General features: G+C 62.4%; 17 protein-coding genes. 10 read left to right on the top strand and 7 right to left on the bottom strand.

The features are described 5' to 3' along the window. Positions 1–28 precede the first annotated feature (28 nt). Complete coding sequence (locus BLT92_RS05530) at positions 29–1,768, top strand: ABC transporter transmembrane domain-containing protein (protein ID WP_231939039.1); 1,740 nt, start codon at positions 29–31, stop codon at positions 1,766–1,768. Next, entirely contained in the window at positions 1,765–3,576 is a 1,812-nt protein-coding gene (locus BLT92_RS05525; protein WP_092103886.1) for an ABC transporter ATP-binding protein, read from the top strand. Before BLT92_RS05530 ends, BLT92_RS05525 begins: the two co-directional genes overlap by 4 nt. A gap of 9 nt (positions 3,577–3,585) precedes the next feature. Here BLT92_RS05525 and mgtE read toward each other — a convergent pair whose 3' ends face one another. Beyond that, positions 3,586–4,953, bottom strand: coding sequence for a magnesium transporter (mgtE, locus tag BLT92_RS05520; protein ID WP_092103884.1), 1,368 nt, complete (start codon positions 4,951–4,953; stop codon positions 3,586–3,588). A gap of 230 nt (positions 4,954–5,183) precedes the next feature. Between mgtE and BLT92_RS20365 the strand changes: the two genes are divergently transcribed. The 3 genes from BLT92_RS20365 to BLT92_RS05510 are packed head-to-tail and all read left to right on the top strand — an operon-like array spanning position 5,184 to position 6,727. Next, the gene (locus BLT92_RS20365; RefSeq protein ID WP_157691343.1) at positions 5,184–5,348 is read left to right on the top strand and encodes a winged helix-turn-helix domain-containing protein; all 165 of its coding nucleotides are present in this window, start codon (positions 5,184–5,186) and stop codon (positions 5,346–5,348) included. Between the two features lie 9 nt (positions 5,349–5,357). After that, a complete protein-coding gene (locus BLT92_RS05515; RefSeq protein WP_157691342.1) occupies positions 5,358–5,894 on the top strand; it encodes a transcriptional regulator in 537 nt (178 codons plus the stop codon). Then, positions 5,891–6,727 (top strand): isocitrate lyase/PEP mutase family protein, encoded by an 837-nt coding sequence (locus BLT92_RS05510; protein ID WP_092103880.1) that lies wholly within the window; start codon positions 5,891–5,893, stop codon positions 6,725–6,727. The genes BLT92_RS05515 and BLT92_RS05510 overlap by 4 nt, the downstream gene beginning before the upstream one ends. Here the strand turns inward: BLT92_RS05510 and BLT92_RS05505 are convergent. From BLT92_RS05505 to BLT92_RS05495, 3 genes are all read right to left on the bottom strand, one after another. Beyond that, complete coding sequence (locus tag BLT92_RS05505; RefSeq protein WP_092103878.1) at positions 6,712–7,251, bottom strand: hypothetical protein; 540 nt, start codon at positions 7,249–7,251, stop codon at positions 6,712–6,714. The two genes, BLT92_RS05510 and BLT92_RS05505, sit on opposite strands and share 16 nt — an antisense overlap. Before the next feature lie 116 nt (positions 7,252–7,367). Next, positions 7,368–8,351: a patatin-like phospholipase family protein gene (locus tag BLT92_RS05500; RefSeq protein ID WP_092103877.1), complete on the bottom strand. Its 984-nt coding sequence runs from the start codon at positions 8,349–8,351 to the stop codon at positions 7,368–7,370. Positions 8,352–8,466: 115 nt separating this feature from the next. Continuing rightward, positions 8,467–9,357: an SDR family oxidoreductase gene (locus tag BLT92_RS05495; protein WP_092103875.1), complete on the bottom strand. Its 891-nt coding sequence runs from the start codon at positions 9,355–9,357 to the stop codon at positions 8,467–8,469. Positions 9,358–9,872: 515 nt separating this feature from the next. Between BLT92_RS05495 and BLT92_RS05490 the strand changes: the two genes are divergently transcribed. The 4 genes from BLT92_RS05490 to BLT92_RS05475 all read left to right on the top strand — a co-directional run bounded on the left by BLT92_RS05490 (position 9,873) and on the right by BLT92_RS05475 (position 12,279). Further along, complete coding sequence (locus tag BLT92_RS05490) at positions 9,873–10,133, top strand: adenine-specific methyltransferase EcoRI family protein (RefSeq protein WP_197679670.1); 261 nt, start codon at positions 9,873–9,875, stop codon at positions 10,131–10,133. 1,069 nt (positions 10,134–11,202) lie between these two features. After that, positions 11,203–11,589 (top strand): hypothetical protein, encoded by a 387-nt coding sequence (locus tag BLT92_RS05480; RefSeq protein WP_157691341.1) that lies wholly within the window; start codon positions 11,203–11,205, stop codon positions 11,587–11,589. Between the two features lie 239 nt (positions 11,590–11,828). Continuing rightward, entirely contained in the window at positions 11,829–11,984 is a 156-nt protein-coding gene (locus tag BLT92_RS20360; RefSeq protein ID WP_157691340.1) for a hypothetical protein, read from the top strand. A gap of 10 nt (positions 11,985–11,994) precedes the next feature. Beyond that, entirely contained in the window at positions 11,995–12,279 is a 285-nt protein-coding gene (locus BLT92_RS05475) for a hypothetical protein (protein WP_092103869.1), read from the top strand. A gap of 215 nt (positions 12,280–12,494) precedes the next feature. Here the strand turns inward: BLT92_RS05475 and BLT92_RS05470 are convergent, their stop codons facing one another. Continuing rightward, complete coding sequence (locus BLT92_RS05470) at positions 12,495–13,361, bottom strand: hypothetical protein (protein ID WP_092103867.1); 867 nt, start codon at positions 13,359–13,361, stop codon at positions 12,495–12,497. A gap of 466 nt (positions 13,362–13,827) precedes the next feature. Between BLT92_RS05470 and BLT92_RS20355 the strand changes: the two genes are divergently transcribed. Next, the gene (locus BLT92_RS20355) at positions 13,828–14,001 is read left to right on the top strand and encodes a hypothetical protein (RefSeq protein ID WP_157691339.1); all 174 of its coding nucleotides are present in this window, start codon (positions 13,828–13,830) and stop codon (positions 13,999–14,001) included. A gap of 235 nt (positions 14,002–14,236) precedes the next feature. On the opposite strand, the gene BLT92_RS05465 is transcribed toward BLT92_RS20355, so the two are convergent. Together BLT92_RS05465 and BLT92_RS05460 are read right to left on the bottom strand one after the other, a co-directional pair. Beyond that, positions 14,237–14,782: a hypothetical protein gene (locus BLT92_RS05465; RefSeq protein ID WP_157691338.1), complete on the bottom strand. Its 546-nt coding sequence runs from the start codon at positions 14,780–14,782 to the stop codon at positions 14,237–14,239. 127 nt (positions 14,783–14,909) lie between these two features. Then, positions 14,910–15,422 (bottom strand): LptM family lipoprotein, encoded by a 513-nt coding sequence (locus BLT92_RS05460; RefSeq protein WP_092103863.1) that lies wholly within the window; start codon positions 15,420–15,422, stop codon positions 14,910–14,912. Between the last annotated feature and the right edge of the window lie 16 nt (positions 15,423–15,438).

Genomic DNA, 15,438 nt, shown 5'->3' with positions numbered 1-15,438 from the left:
CTCCTCGCAAAATGTTAGGGTAGCCTTCGTGCCGCAGACTCCCTCATCAGGTTCGATTCTCCTCCGCAGAGCCGCCCGTCGACGCCTCGGCCTCCTGCTTCCCGGCGTTATCACGATGTCGCTGTGGCAGGTCTGTGAAGCGCTCGTTCCGGTCGCCATCGGCATCGTCGTCGACGTCGCGATCATCCCGCTGTCCCTCCCGATGCTCATCGTGTCCATCATTGGCATCGGCCTGCTGTTCACCGTGCTCAGCCTTGGCTACCGCTTCGGCGCACGACTGTGCAATTCTGCCCGCGAACACGAGGCGCACGCCCTGCGCGTCGAGATCACCCACGCCGCGCTCACCTCGGCAAACCTCCCTCCGGACCGCGCTTCCGGTGAGGTGCTGTCAATCGCCTCGGCGGATGCGGACACGGCGGCACAGTCCTTCGCCCAATTGGGGCGGGGAATCGCCTCGGTGCTGGGCATGATCACGGCTGCCGTCTTCCTCCTCATCGCGGACCCCGTGACCGGCCTCGTCGTCCTCATCGCCGTACCCATCGGCCTCGTCATCGTGGCCCTGCCCGGACGGTCCGTGTCCACGAAGGCCAGTGCACAGCTCGAAGCCGTGGCACGAGCAGGAAGGTCAGCCTCCGACCTCATGCACGGGCTGCGCGTGATCAAGGCCATGGGCGGAGAATCCTGGGCTGTGAGCCGCTACCGGCACACCTCGGACGAGGCTGCCACCGCCGGCATCGCCACCGGCGAGAGGACCGGACGACTCGCCGGTCTCGGGGCCCTGGTCATGTCGGTCGTGCTCGCGATCGTCCTCATCGTCGCCGGTCTGCGCCTCATCGAGGGACAGATGAGCGTCGGTGCGCTCATCGGCATCCTCGGTATGACCGCGTTCCTCACCGAACCGATGCGAGCCCTGGCCGAGATCGTCGGTCTCTTCGCCCAATCCCATGGTGCCGCTCAGCGGATCTCCCAGCTCCTGACCGACATCGACGGCGAGGATGCGGCACCGACGGCCGCAGCGACCGCAGACAGCCAGGCCACCGCACCGACCGTCGCCATCACCGAGGAGGCGATCAGTATCCGCGACTGGAGCGTGGGCGAGGACCGCACGGTCGACTTCACCACAACCTTCGGTTCACTGACCTGCATCGTCACCGAGCAACCCGAGGCGGAGACCGCACTGATCGCCGCCCTGGCCGGCCATGCGCGAGGCACCGGAGTCGGGCAGATGATCGTCTCACCCCACACGGTCGACCTGTTCGAGGGAACGATTCGCTCCAACATTACGATGATCCTCGGCGCCGATGATGTCCCAGTGACCGCCGAGGTGCTGGCTGCCTCGGGTGCCGATGAGCTCCTTGGTCTCGTCGACGCCGGACTCGACCACCGAATCCAGGAGCTCGGCGGCAACCTCTCCGGAGGACAGCGCCAGCGAGTGGCGCTGGCCCGAGCTCTGCACGCCGACCCCCAGTTCCTCGTCCTCCACGAACCGACCACCGCGGTCGATGCCGTCACCGAAGCGCGGATCGCAGCCGGACTCCAGGACCTGCGCAGCTCGCGCGAGGACGCAGCCACCCTCATCGCCACCAGCTCCCCGGCGTTCCTCGCCGTAGCCGATTCCGTTGTGTTCGTCCCGGCCACAGGTCCGGCCCTGATTGGAAAGCATGCCGACCTCCTCGCCGCCGCAGACGAATCCGCGAGCAACACCTCCACCGACGAATCTGTCGACCGCATCTCCGCCACGGCCTACCGAAACGCGGTGACCCGATGAGTGCGACCCCGGAGCAGACTTCTCAGACCACACTGTCCATCGCCACCAGGCGCCGTTCTTTCGTCCATCTGGCTCCGTCGCTGCGCGCCAGGTGGGGTTGGCTCATCATCCTCATCGTCGCTGGCATGGCGAATGCTGGTGCCGGCCTCGTCGGACCCTGGGCGATCGGCCGTCTTGTGGACGAACTCCCCGCTGGGGCAGGTTCTGACCTCGTCATCGAAAGCGCGATCGCCGTGGCCATTGCCGGTGTGATCATGGCGCTGGGCACCTGGATCGGGGCGTGGGCGCTGGCCCATATCGCGATGCCCGTCGTCGGTGACCTGCGCACACAGGTCGTCGAATCCGCGCTCACCCTCGAATCACAGCGCGTCGAATCCACCGGCACCGGCGACCTGGTATCCCGCGTCGCCGACGACTCCCGCAAGATCAGTGAGGCAGCCGCGCAGGTGCTTCCGCTCGTCGTGGAATCACTGCTCATCGTCATCGTCTCCGCGGCCGGGCTGGCCGCGATCGATTGGCGGCTGGGCATCGTCGGGCTCGTCGCGCTGCCGATGTACTGGCTCACGCTGCGCTGGTATCTGCCCCGGTCGGAGCCGATCTACAAGGAGGAGCGCGCCGCGTTCGGTCGTCGCGCAGGACGCCTGCTGGGCGGTCTCACCGGTGCTCGAACCCTGCGTGCCTACCGGGCCGAGTCCGGGGAGCTGGCTCGCATCGACTCCGCTTCCGGGCAGGCCCGCGATCTGTCGATCGGCGTGTTCAGTTTCCTCACCCGCGCCTTCTCACGCAACAACCGCGCCGAGGCCGTCGTCCTCTCCCTGCTCCTCATCGCCGGATTCGCTCTGGTCTACTTCGGCGAGACCACCGCCGGCGCCGTGACCACCGCGGCCCTGGTCTTCCACCGCCTGTTCAACCCCATCGGCGCCCTCGTCGGGCTCTTCGACCAGATCCAATCAGCAGGTGCCTCGCTGACTCGTATGGTCGGCGTCATCGATGAGGCAGCAACCTCGCCGAGGCGGTCGACCGACATCAGCATCGACCGTCCGGCCCTGGTCCTTGAGGACCTGTGGTTCACCTACGATGAGGACCCGGAGCCGAGCAACCACGTCCTCAAGGGCGTGAGCCTTCGACTCGAACCCGGCGAGGTCGTCGCCGTCGTCGGCACCACGGGGGCCGGGAAGTCCACACTCGCACGGATCGCGGCCGGCCTCTCCGCACCCACCCACGGACGGGCCGGACTCGCAATGAGCACAGCCGCCTCGGCGAGGGAAGCGAACCAGCCAAAGTCACTGACCAAACTGCCAGAATCGGTCCTGCGCTCGCACATCACGATGGTCGCCCAGGAGGTCCACACCTTCAACGGAACCCTGCGCGAGAATGTGGCTCTGTCGGTCCCGGATGCGACGGACGAGCAGATCACTGCCGCTCTGGACACGGTCGGTGCCGACTGGGTCGCCGAACTCTCCCGGGGATTGGCCACCGGAGTCGGCGACGGCGGGGCCAGGCTCACCGCCGTCCAGGAGCAGTCGATCGCACTGGCCCGCCTGGTGCTCGCCGACCCGGATTTCGCCATTCTCGACGAGGCGACGGCTGAGGCAGGATCGGCCGGGGCCCACACGCTCGAACTATCGGCCAAGGCCGCGCTGGCCGGACGTGGAGCCCTCGTCGTCGCGCACCGTCTCAGCCAGGCCGAGACCGCGGACCGGGTCCTTGTCATGGATCACGGGAGGATCGTCGAAGAGGGCGCGCACGAGGGCCTGGTTGCCGCCGGTGGCCGATATTCCCAGCTGTGGGCGGCCTGGTCGGCGTGAACCCGACGCTCAGCTCAGCCCCAGCACCGCCGTGGCGATCGAGAAGTAGAGGATGAGGCCGGTGGCGTCGCAGAAGGTGGAGATGAACGGGTTGGAGAACACCGCGGGGTCGGCACCGACTCGCTTCGCGATGATCGGCATCAGTCCGCCCACGGTGGCGGCCATGATGCACACCGACAGCAGGGTGAGGCCGATGACCAGGCCGATCGCCCACCCGTAGACCAGACCGGCGACGAGGAACCCCAGACTGCCGAGCACAGCTCCCAGAAGTGCCCCGACCCGCAGCTCGCGCCAGATGACCTTCCCGAGGTCGCGGATCCTCACCTCACCCACGGCCAAGGCACGGGTCACTGTCGTCGCAGCCTGATTGCCGGTGTTGCCGCCGGTGCCTGTAAGCAGTGGGATGAAGAGGGCGAGGATGACGACCTGGTCGAGCCGATCCTCGTAGACCTCGAGAACTTGGACGGTGAGGATCGCGGAGACCGCGAGGACGAGCAGCCACACGATGCGGCTCTTGACCAGGCGCAGGATCGTGCTGGAGAGGTAGGAACGGTCCAGAGGCTCGGAACCGCTGGACCGGGCAATGTCCTCAGCGTCCTCCTCATCGACGATATCGAGGACATCATCCATGGTCAGAATCCCGACGAGACGATCCTCCTTATCGACGACCGGCATCGCGATGAGGCGGTGGGAGAGGAATTCGCGGGAAGCGACCTCTCGATCGGTCAGCGCCTGCGTGCTGATCGACTCCCGCACCATGTCCCCGACCAGGGCCGAGTCTTCAACAGCGATGAGGTTGCGCAGGGACACCACGCCGAGAAGGACACGACCGGAACCGACGACGGGCAGAAGGTAGACGGTCTCGGGGCCGTCGATGCGGGCGCGGACGACCTCCATCGCCTCGGCGGCGGTCCAGTCCTCATGGAGGCTGAGCACCTCCGGGGACATGTACCGACCGATGGCAGACTTCGGGTATCCGAGGACGGCGGTGGTCATCTCCCGTTCCTCGGCGTCGAGGCCACTCATCAGCCGACGGACGACATTGGCCGGCAGCTCGCCGAAGAGTTCGGCGCGGTCGTCGGGGTCGAGGCCCTCGACGATGTGGGCGATCTCCGGTTCGCGCAGGCTCTGGATCAGCTCCGCCTGGTAGCCCGGGGGAAGGTTCTCGAAGACAGCGAGGGCGTCGTCCTTGTCCAGGATGCGGAAGAGCACCGCCGACTGCAGCGGTGTGCTCGTGTGGACGAGGCGAGTCAGCTCGGGCAGAGGAACCTGCTGCACCAGATCGGCGATCGTGTCCATTGCAGACCGGTCGATTCGTCCCGTCAGCGCGGATTCGAGGCGGTCGGCCGCCGAGTCATCGACTGTCATATCTGTCATGACTGCTCCTTAGTATCCGCCGTCCAGGTGATCGCTGTCCACCATATGCCACCGCGCGAGCCAGGCGGCAATACGGCCTGACCTGGGCGGGTACGGGGCACCGGTCTTCATCGGAGGATTCCTCGGCCTGGCGCTGTCAACGATCGTCGGGGTCAAACGAACACTGGCAGTCTCCTGACCTCGAGGACGCTTCGGCTCACCCCGAACCGTGGCAGTCTTAGCATGGAGGCATGAGCAGGAGCTACCCGGAATCGGCGCCGAACATCGCCGCACTCGCCTCGGCGATCGCCGATCCCACGCGAGTGATGATCTGCACCAGCCTCCTCGATGGCAGGGCCTGGACCATGACCGAGCTCTCCCGCGCCCTGGCCATCCCGATGTCGTCGACCTCGTAACACGTGAGCATGCTTATCGACCGAGGGGTGTTGGCCGAACGTCGCCAGGGCAGGCACCGCTACGTCCAGCTCGCCTCGGCCGACATCGCCGATTGGCTCGAGCACACGGGTGCCCTGGCAGACGGGCGGATCGAATCGGCGCCGTCGTTGGCCGCGAAGACCCGTGATCGGCACCTCCTCGAGGCACGCACCTGCTACAGGCACATCGCGGGCAGGCTCGGGGTCCAGATCTTCGCAGCCCTGACCGCGAGAGAGTGGATCGACGAGACGGTGACCATGACTGCTGCTGGCCGTGAGTCCATCGCCGAGGCGTGGGGAATCGACGTACCGACCGCACCGCCGTCGTCTCGCCCGGTCACACGCAGCTGTCTCGATTGGACGGAACGGCGGACCCACCTCGGTGGGTGGCTCGGTGACGAACTGTGCCGAGAATTCCTCGAACGCACGTGGATCGTCCGGCGCCGGAACAGTCGAGCACTCACACTCACACCAACCGGTCGGGACCGCCTCGACTGGATTCTTGCCACAGAGGTGACACAGCTATGAATGCCTTCCGCCAACTGCCCTTCCACCAACTGCACCGGCCGGGGGAGCCGTTCGTCCTGCCCTGCGCCTGGGACGTCGCGAGTGCCTGTCTGTTCGCCGAGGCGGGCCGCCCGGCCATCGGCACGACCAGTCTTGGTGTGGCCGCCGGCATCGGCGCCGCCGATGAGGACCGCGAAACGCTGACCGCAATGGCCGATCTGATCGGAAACATCTCACAGGTACTGCCCAAAGCGCTGCTCACCTGCGACTTCGAGGATGGGTACAGTGACGACCCGGGTGCCGTCGTCGACAATCTGCGGGGGAGCTTCGCTGTCGAGACCGATGCAACGAGACGGCAGGACGATGCACTCGCAGTCACCGGAATCAACATCGAGGATTCCGCCCGCGGTCGCCTCGTCGCACCGGAGGCGCTCGCCTGCAAGGTCAACGCGATCAAGGAGGCGTTTCCGGGGCTGTTCGTCAATGCCCGGATCGACACGTACTGGACCGGTCAGGACAACCTCGGCGACACCCTTGAGCGGATGCGCTGCTATGTCGATTCCGGGGCCGATGGGATCTTCGTCCCCGGGGATCTCGACCTGGATGTCATCACACGGATCGTCGAGGCCTGCCCGGTGCCGGTCAACGTGCTGGCCAGCCCACGGTTCTCACGCAACCAGCTGGCCGAGTCAGGTGTGGCCCGGATCAGCACGGGTTCCCTGCTGTATCGAACGGCGATCTCAGCAGCGGTGCAGTCGTTGGAAGGGCTGGCCGGAGACCGCCCGGCTCAGACAGCGAACGTGCTGTCCTACCTGGCGTTCTCCGAACGATCCACTGCTCAGTCTTCGTCGTAGTTGTCGTCGATGACCTCGGGCATGCCGTCGATGACGGCGACCTCCTCGGCCCCGTCATCGGCGAGAGCGTCGACATCGAGGTCATCGCCGGCCAGTTCGGCGACTTCATCCTCGTCCTCGTCTTCGGTGACCATCTCATCGCCGGGCCGGTTGCCCAATTCGGCGGCTGTCGCGGAATCCGTGGAGAACTCATCGGGACTGTCCGGGGAATCGAGCTCGTCCTCATCGGCATCCTCGAGGAGAGCGTCGTCGGCGCCTTCGATGCCGGTGCCCTCGGGGCCGTCTGCTCCGGGCTCGACCGATGGTGCGGATGCCGCATCGGGTTCGGCGTCGGCGTCGAGTTCCATGTCGACGTCATCGGCTTCGGCCTCAGCGGCACTGAGTTCAGGATCGTCCAGCTCGTCGGCTGTGGGCTCGTCGAATGTCGGGTCGTCGAGGGCTTCGAGGGTGGGGTCATCCATCTCAGGTTCACCCATCGCAGGTTCGTCCTGCCACTGTCTCGGATCGTTGGGATTGTCGCTCATGCTCGCTCCTTCGGTGGTGGTCGATGTGTGTGCCTGTCGATGCCCACATTGTTGCACGAGCTGAGGCCTGTGCACAGGTGTTCTGGCTCTCGTCGGTGTCGTGGACGTCGCTGCGGTCACCGTCGGTCGTAGCGTTCCTTCCACGTCTGCCAGTCCCATGTGTTCAGGAACTCCCTGGCGGCGGTGTCGCCCGAGTCGATGAGGTCGAGCTTGTCGGCCCGCGTCAGAGCGAAGTCGGTGCTGCTGTGATCGGCGGTGTCGACGAAGATCGTGCGATCGGTGACTGAGGGCTCGTCGATATGGCGCCGGTCGTGGGCGTTGATCATCGTCGACAGGAGCGAGACGGCATATTGGTAGGTGTTCGCGTTGGGTCGCCACTGGGTTTCTGCCGTCGTCCTGGCCGAGAGCATCACGCCCAGCGTCGGCCAGCGTGCTGGCCGCGCATCCTTGCGGTCGAAGATGTCGACGGGGAAGTTCGACAGCAGTCCGCCGTCCGCGCCGAGCACCGAAGCGCCGCCGGCGACACCCGAATCGGCTGGCAGTGAGCGGGGTCGGAAGAAGAACGGCGTCGCGGCGGAGGCGCAGACCGCCTCGGCGACCGACTGCGAATCCGGATCGACGCCGAGGGCCTCTTGGTAGTCCCAGGGCAGGCGCAGCATGCGGCCGCGGGAGACGTCGGAGACGATGACGACGAGCCGGTACTGCCGCTCCGGGGGCAGCGCGCTGTGGGGGTCGTGCAGGCGGAGGTCTCCCCATGTGCGGATGCCCTGTGCGGCGAGGGCGTCGGCAAGGAAGTCGTGGAGGGCGGTCCCGAGATACATGCCCTTGTGGAACAGCAGTCCCTGGATCTTCCCGAGCCACGGCACGAGGTCGAAGACCGGGTTGAGGTCTTCGAAATCGGTGAAGTCCTTGCCGAGGATCGTCTCGATGAGGTTCTCGGGCGGAATGCCCGCCGTGGTCAGTGCACCCACGATGGCACCGGCCGAGGTTCCGGCGATGCGGTGGATGGAATAGTCGGCCGAGCTCAGCGCATTGACCGCACCGACGAGGCCGGGAAGTTTGGCTCCTCCGCCCTCGAGGACCAGGTCGGTGACGGCCATGACGTCCTCCTTCTCAGCAGCCTCGGTGTGACGGCGAGTTTCGTGCCGTCGTTCCTCTTCTCATTGTGCACCTGGAAGGAGCGGGGGCAACGAGAGGATCGGGCCGTGTCGCTTGTCAGCGCCGTGCGGGTGCCGAGGCAGGGTCGGCATCATTGAGCTCGGCGGCAGGTGATGCAGTGTTCTTTTCTGCGACCGCGGGCCGTCGGCCGGTGAAATGATCCATGGTCTTATTGACGCCGAGGAAGTCCATCACCTTGTCGAACACGCGTGTCGGCAGCAGCCGTGCCCCTGGCAGGATGCGGACCAGCGAAGGCATGACAAGCTGCTCACGCCCTGATTCGACGGAGTCCAGGACGTTATCGGCGACGTTGGTCTCCTCGAGGATGGGCAGAAGAAGAGGGAACTTGGTTTTGACGCCTTCGAACATGCCGGTGTTGATGTAGAAGGGGCAGACGACGAGGGTTTCGACGTTGCTGCCATCGGCGCGCAGTTCGGCGCGAAGAGACTCGGTGAAGCCCACCGCAGCGTACTTGCTCGCCGAGTAGTCCGTCTGCCTGGCTACGCCGACCATTCCTGCCGCGCTTGAGATGGTGACCACTGTGCCCCGGTCGCGCTCGAGCATTCCAGGCAGGAAGGCACGCGTCACCCAGTACAGGGCGAGGGTGTTGACATCGTAGACGCGGCGGATTGCGGCTTCATCGGCTTCCATCAGCTTCGTGCCGGTGACGATTCCGGCGCAGTTGATGAGGACGTCGACTGGCCCGGTGTCTTCTGCGATGGCTGCGACCTGGTCGGAGTCGCCCACATTGACCGTGAACGAGCGGGCGTGCGATCCGGTCGCCACGATCTCATCAACAACACGCTGTCCGCTCTCTGCTGAGAGATCCCAGATGAGGATTTCCGCGGCTCCACGTGCTGCGGCGTCGAGGGCCATCAGGCGTCCGATTCCGCTGCCGGCACCGGTGATCAGAACCCGCGCACCGGCGATCTGTGTTCCACGTTTCATGTGGTTGCTCCTTTGCATCATGTGGTCTCAACGGGCATCTCGGTGAATGTGAGTTACCGAACAGTACGTTAGTACATGATGGAGGAAACTGCTCCCTCGGCGCAGAAGAACCCCTGAACTTCCGTAGAAATTCAGGGGTTCTTCTAACTTGTGGCTCCGACCGGCGTCGATCCGGTGACCTTTCGAGTAAGAGTTCCGCTCTATCGGGGGTTTCTGCGGATTGCCATGGACTTCGGTCCTGCCTGGTCAGAGGTGTAATCGGCTGTCACCGTCTACTACGAGCTGTCGTTGAATCTGCGGAATAGATGCGGGGTTATAACGCAGTCAACAGACCGATTGCCACTGCGGCACACGACGCTAAGTGGCTCGGTCGCGTTCGCCTCAAGCTACGGAGTATGGAGCAACTGTGCAGAAGACATCCTCGTTTACCAGGCAGTCGTTACTTGCGGCTATAGGATGGTCCAGGAGGAAGCCCCGTATGTTCGGCGGCGCAGACGGGCCAGCAGGGGGAGAAAATGACGTCACAGACAGCGAAGTCAACTTACAGCCATTTGCGGACAGCAAAGAAGGCCAAAGAAGACGAGTTCTACACGACGCTGACGGATGTCGAAAAGGAGCTCAGGCACTACCGGAAGCATTTCAAAGGAAAAGTTGTCTATTGCAATTGCGACGATCCTCGAGTTTCCAACTTTTTCACTACTTCAGCCACCCGACGCCCCGCACCTTCAAAGTTGGGCGTCACAGCGTTTCAGGCACAAGATAGGAGCTTCCAGTGACACAGTCGTTAACTGCTGATACAACATCAGGTCGAGGTCGTTGACGAAGGCGTGGGCTACATCGGCACTGGGTCTCACGCCGGTGTAATTTCCCGGCCTGGTGATGATCGCTCGGGAAAGCTCCTCCGAGCCGAGGTTGCTGGGCTCGCTCACGACGTGGGCATCTGTTAGATATCCATCGATTCAGCTCTGGACGTGTTTGTGCAACCTGAGTGTGCCCTCGGATAGTGATGGTCGTGAGTGACTGTGCGCACTTCTGACGGCAACTCATACCTCAGGAGTGTTGTTGCTCGATTCGGATTAAAGCAGATCGAAGTATCGCAATCTCCGCAGGTTCTAAGCGCCATGAGGTACTTTTGTCTAGCGCTCTCGACATCTCAGCATCCAAATGCCTGATGGCACCGAGCGCCGCCTTCGCTTCAAAGTTTGAATCAAAGTACAGGTCAAAGAAGATCTGCCACCTGTTTCGCTGTATCTCGGCCATCAACTCAGGATCAGCCCCTGGATAAGCAATGACGTCAGGGCCCAACTGCGAAGCTGCGCAACGTTCGAGGGCAGTGCGAGCCACACGGACCTGTTCTCGAACCAACCGTCGTTCTTCTCTTCGCGACGTAAACCACGCCGCCAATAACCCACCTGACAGTGCACCAATAAGTGAAAGCACTGGGCCGAGCCATGTCCAGTCCAACTCCGCTCCTTCGCCGACAAGATAAAACTACCATTGAGTCTACTTCCCCTCCCACCACACATTGCCGGGACGTAGCCATACGCCGAGTGTTGAGTAGCGCATGCCTTTGTGCGCGGCAATGATCGCGCCATCGAACGTGAGCTGTGTCGACAGCTCCGGCCTGAAAATAAAGCGCCCCCGTCGTTAAACGACGGGGGTTGGCTCAATTTCTGTGCGAGGAGTCCTGCCCTCGCTTCTGTCAATATTATAGCCCCAGTGACCGGGGTTCAGTGCTTCAACGATTCTGAGTACATGTTCTCGACGATGAGTCCAGCATGAGTGTCTGCGCAGTCGTGTGGTGCGACCGGGCCGCAGTAGCACGTGGTGTGTGTATGAGGTGCTATGCAAGGTACAAGCGTGGCCTCGGCCAACGAGACGCGGCGATACACGACGCGGGAGACGAAGGAACGGGTACGGTTCGAAGCGACGCAGCGTCGAGCAGCTGGTGAGGGCATCGCTGACATCGCAGTTTCGCTGGTCGTCAATGAGTCGACGATGGGCAAATGGCTCCGGGAATGGGGAGTGCGGCCAGCAGCCGGAAAATACGGGCAATCGCTGGCGCAGAATCAGTGGAAGCGGTGGACTCGTGAAGATGCCGCGATTGCATATACGCGCACCGATCTGTCGATCGCAAAGCGCGCTGAGCTCCTGAATCGCTCATACACGGCCGTGGCCGGATTCGTCCGCGACTATCGGCAACGACCTGGCGACCCATATGGGATCAAATAGAATCAACTGTCCAACCCAGCACGCTCGGATCTTAGCCCTGGGAACTTCGCCGTTGATCAAACAAGCCTACCTGCGATTGGAACTGAAAATGACCGACGAACACGAGGTGAGCGCTGCCTTCACTGCCGATCCGGCAGACCTGGCCAGGACGATCGTCAGGCAGCCAGGGATGTACATGGGCGAGGCCGGGTGCCGATGTCGTCCGCGCATTCGTCGGTGGTCTCGAGCTGGCCGTGGTCATGGCCCGCGGCACCTCCCCGTTGAGCGAGGACGACCACCGACACGCACGCGACCTCCCGGACGGCGACTGCTCGGATGCGATCTGGGAATTCGAGCCCATGCTCGTCGCGCTGCTGACGGGGATCAAGAACAACACAAGCAGAACTGCGGAATGAGATCGACGTGATGAGTGAGTCAACGGAACCCTTCGAGCACTGGTGCGAAGTGTGTGGGAAAACTGAGCAGCTCACCTCCGAAGAGGCGTTCGGGAAGGGTTGGGACTTTCCGCCTCGCATGGGCCAGTGGGGCGTCATCAGCCAGCGCACCTGCGGTACCTGCCCGATGACCGCCACCGTCTGGTGGGCAGTGGCCATGGACGGCTATGACGCGAAGCAGCTCAGTCCGGCGCAGCAAGAAGTCGCGGCCCGGATCATGACAGAGAGGCCCGACGGAGAAGGACAGACAGAATGACTCAGCGGGTGAGGTCCGATGCCCCAGCAGCAGAAAGTCTGCTGATCCGCCCGCCGGGCTGAGCGAGGTCGCTAGCTCAGGCAATCAAGGAGTTCGAGGAGTCCGTCGAGGAGGTCAAGCGCCGCTGCAGCCGGGCGTTCTGGCCGCTGCTCATAGCGAAGGCGGAGAATCTCTACCGTTCGCTGGCCAAGATTGGGCCTGCAATTCCGGCAGTATCACTTCATCTCAGCGGCGTCGTGGTCGGAGCGCCGATTGAGCCACTGCGACATCCTGGCAAACCAACCAGGTTGCCTGGTCCTGCCTTCCATCAGTGCTTGTTCGTCCTTGAAACAGTTGATCTCGGGCGACGGGTAGTGGAAGAACTGTGAGTCCCACCCGTCCGGCTTCTGTCCTTCCGCCCACCACTGGTATCGGACACCGACTGAACCGACGTAGGCTGCCATCACCCAGCCTCTGAACTCGGTTCGCTCGGGATCGGTCCAAACGCAGTCGCCGCTCATAGTCAACCCTTTACTAGCGACGCGGTGGACGGAGTCTGTCGTCACGAGCGCCATGTGGGCATCGGGCATATCGGTGGCCCCGTCCATGAATGCCCGAAGTGATTCGGGCACCCGCAATCCGGACCGGACCATGCGGCATCCGAAGTGCTTGGTGTAGTACCTAGCGAGGTCGAGAGTGTCCTTCGTCCAGGTGTCTCCGTATATCTCCTCGAAGGGGACGCCCGGCATGATTCGCACCCAGGTCTCGTCCAGATAGTCCGAGAATTTCGAGTATGCCCGATCGAACGGCTGGGAGCGATCATTGTTGCAGGTGCCGCACAAGGACTTTGGGAACTTCACGACACCATAGCGGTCACGCTTGATCCCACGTTTACCACGGATCTCTCGCATTCCCTCGTCGCCGACCCAGACCAGATAGTCATCACGCATCAGTCTGGTCAGATCGGTCTGCTTGTACTTGTGCTCGCCGGTGGTGGCAGGACGTTCACGGCACCACCAGCACAGCCCGTCCGAACGCACCTTCAGATGGTCGAGCGCCCCAGGCGGCAACCAATCCTGCGATGAATTGGCACCCTTGTCCATGCGTGTCCTCCCAAGCTGGTTACGTCCGAGTGTTGCGATCAACACACGAACTGTCTAATTCTGATTTCTCAAGAGTTTCATACGGTCCTGACATATCAGCTGTTTCGAACCGTCTCGCGGACACCACCTAAGTAGGACTTAATGAGAACTGACCAGCGGTTCCACGCTGGCGCTCGGGTCCGGGAGTACTGTCTCGGTGGTGGGGGCCTGGCACGTACAACCGCTACGGCAGTTCACTCCGGCTCTTCATCTCGTCCTGGACTAAGACTGCTCGAGAAGGATCGACTGTGCTGGTGAGCCATGTTGGTGCTTGTCAGTCAGAAGCATTGGCGCTGGTGGCGCGTTGATAGCGATGAGGTTCGTTTGTGCTGTAGCCCGAAACGACGGACGAAGATCGACAAGTGACAACTCGCGACCGCTGCAAGTCTGACTCTGCCTATGTTGCTAGATTCGCTGACCACACCCCATGAATACAGTGTCGCTCACCCCAGACACGGAGTGCCATGGGTATCGCCTGGGGATTTCTGGTAAGGGCTTTTATCAGGGCATGGACAACGTCGACCGTCGCGTGAGCCGGAGCATCGAGGAAATCAACACCGGCAAACCAGCATGGAAGAATGGGGGCATCACCGTCATCTGAAAAATGAGGAGCTCTTACATGTTCAACCGATTCCGCAGCCCCCTCGACGTCGCATGCGGACCACAAGGAAGAGCCCGGTGGATCCGGTCCCTCGGCTCAGACTGAGAGGATCGTACGCGCACTCTTATCGGCACCCGAATAACCCCTCCCGGGCTCTGTTGGTAGCTGAGGACTGGAAAGACGTTCCAACGAGTCTTTCGAGAGATTCATGGGTCAGAACTCGCGAACGGGAGCCTCAGTACCCTTCGTAGACGTCGGTAACTTCAGCCGTAGGTTCAGATGACCGACTCACAGTCTGGACGTCAATTTCGGGCTGATACGAAAACTCTGATCCGTCCAACGTGAAAGTCTGGATCTGAGGCTCATCTTCGATGCCAGTCACCTCATACGTAATTTCCCACTGACCGCTGGGGACTTCCGTACCAACGTAGCTCGGTTCAACGCGCAAGTTGACGTTGCACCCCGCTGAGCCGAAGCACTCCTGCTCTTTCACGATCAGCTCAACTTCGAAATCGCTAGCCACAGGACTGTAGTCAGGCTCCACCTCGGGCGAGTCCTCGGTGTCTGCTTCCTCGCCCAACGCATCCGGTGAGTCGAAAGCAGACTGCGGCGAAGCCGACTCATCCATTGAGTCTGTCGTGTAGTAAACGAGGGACGTACCGCCAATGCCGAGACCGATACCGACAACAAATGTGAGGGGAATCAGCCAATAATTCCGCTTCGAGCGGCGGTGCTGCTTCGGGGGGAATTGCATGTCCTGAGTCGGAGGCAAACTGGTCATTGGAAACGTTCTTGGGGGTAGTGACTAGAGGGAGTCGGATAAGACGCCCTATCGAATACATTTACTACGTCATCCTTTTTATGTAGCTTCATTCTCCGGGAGTGCTTCTTCTTGCGAGACCAACCCATTACAGACCAATTTCCGATACATCAGTCACGAACTCATAGTCCCACTCGTAACCTTCTTCGTCGGAGATATCAAGAAGCTCATTCCCGTACTCTGCGATCTCCTCATACTGTTCATCAGTGTCCTCATCCAGAGCCACATCGATATTGAGAGTCGCCACTCCGAGATTGAAGTCAGCTAGCTGTGTTGCTCCGCTACAGGAGAGATCGTCTTCAATGTCACCAATGAGATCTTCTCCATCATCCGAGAGATCGTCGATGTAGCTCTTCTGGTCAGGAGCATCCCGAGCGGCTACAACTAGCTCCCATCCCATGGACAACTGAGAACCGACCTCCGCCACGGTGAAGCACGGCCAGTTGTTCTGTGATTGCACTGGAGGCCCGCTGTAATCCGCAATCGGCTCAACCGCTTCTTCCTCCGTCGACTGAGCTTCGTTGCTCCCCGGTGCTTGTCCGCAACCTGCCAATGTCAACGCAGCGGCCACCATGACCGCGCAAAGCTTTACGCTTTTCACATGTTCTCCCCTAGCC

Origin of the sequence: Brevibacterium picturae, from assembly GCF_900105045.1 — a bacterium.
GTDB lineage: Bacteria > Actinomycetota > Actinomycetes > Actinomycetales > Brevibacteriaceae > Brevibacterium > Brevibacterium picturae.
This window is presented reverse-complemented; position numbering and strand designations above follow the sequence as displayed.

Excerpts from the sequence above, each read along its gene's own strand:
- BLT92_RS05515 (WP_157691342.1), top strand. The coding sequence starts at position 5,358 with ATGCTTATCGACCGAGGGGTGTTGGCCGAACGTCGCCAGGGCAGGCAC.
- BLT92_RS05475 (WP_092103869.1), top strand. The coding sequence starts at position 11,995 with ATGAGTGAGTCAACGGAACCCTTCGAGCACTGGTGCGAAGTGTGTGGG.
- BLT92_RS05480 (WP_157691341.1), top strand. The coding sequence starts at position 11,203 with ATGCAAGGTACAAGCGTGGCCTCGGCCAACGAGACGCGGCGATACACG.
- BLT92_RS05495 (WP_092103875.1), bottom strand. The coding sequence starts at position 9,357 with ATGAAACGTGGAACACAGATCGCCGGTGCGCGGGTTCTGATCACCGGT.
- BLT92_RS05465 (WP_157691338.1), bottom strand. The coding sequence starts at position 14,782 with ATGACCAGTTTGCCTCCGACTCAGGACATGCAATTCCCCCCGAAGCAG.
- BLT92_RS05470 (WP_092103867.1), bottom strand. The coding sequence starts at position 13,361 with ATGGACAAGGGTGCCAATTCATCGCAGGATTGGTTGCCGCCTGGGGCG.
- BLT92_RS20365 (WP_157691343.1), top strand. The coding sequence starts at position 5,184 with ATGAGCAGGAGCTACCCGGAATCGGCGCCGAACATCGCCGCACTCGCC.
- BLT92_RS05505 (WP_092103878.1), bottom strand. The coding sequence starts at position 7,251 with ATGAGCGACAATCCCAACGATCCGAGACAGTGGCAGGACGAACCTGCG.
- BLT92_RS05525 (WP_092103886.1), top strand. The coding sequence starts at position 1,765 with ATGAGTGCGACCCCGGAGCAGACTTCTCAGACCACACTGTCCATCGCC.
- BLT92_RS05510 (WP_092103880.1), top strand. The coding sequence starts at position 5,891 with ATGAATGCCTTCCGCCAACTGCCCTTCCACCAACTGCACCGGCCGGGG.
- mgtE (WP_092103884.1), bottom strand. The coding sequence starts at position 4,953 with ATGACAGATATGACAGTCGATGACTCGGCGGCCGACCGCCTCGAATCC.
- BLT92_RS05490 (WP_197679670.1), top strand. The coding sequence starts at position 9,873 with ATGACGTCACAGACAGCGAAGTCAACTTACAGCCATTTGCGGACAGCA.
- BLT92_RS20360 (WP_157691340.1), top strand. The coding sequence starts at position 11,829 with ATGGCCCGCGGCACCTCCCCGTTGAGCGAGGACGACCACCGACACGCA.
- BLT92_RS20355 (WP_157691339.1), top strand. The coding sequence starts at position 13,828 with ATGAATACAGTGTCGCTCACCCCAGACACGGAGTGCCATGGGTATCGC.
- BLT92_RS05500 (WP_092103877.1), bottom strand. The coding sequence starts at position 8,351 with ATGGCCGTCACCGACCTGGTCCTCGAGGGCGGAGGAGCCAAACTTCCC.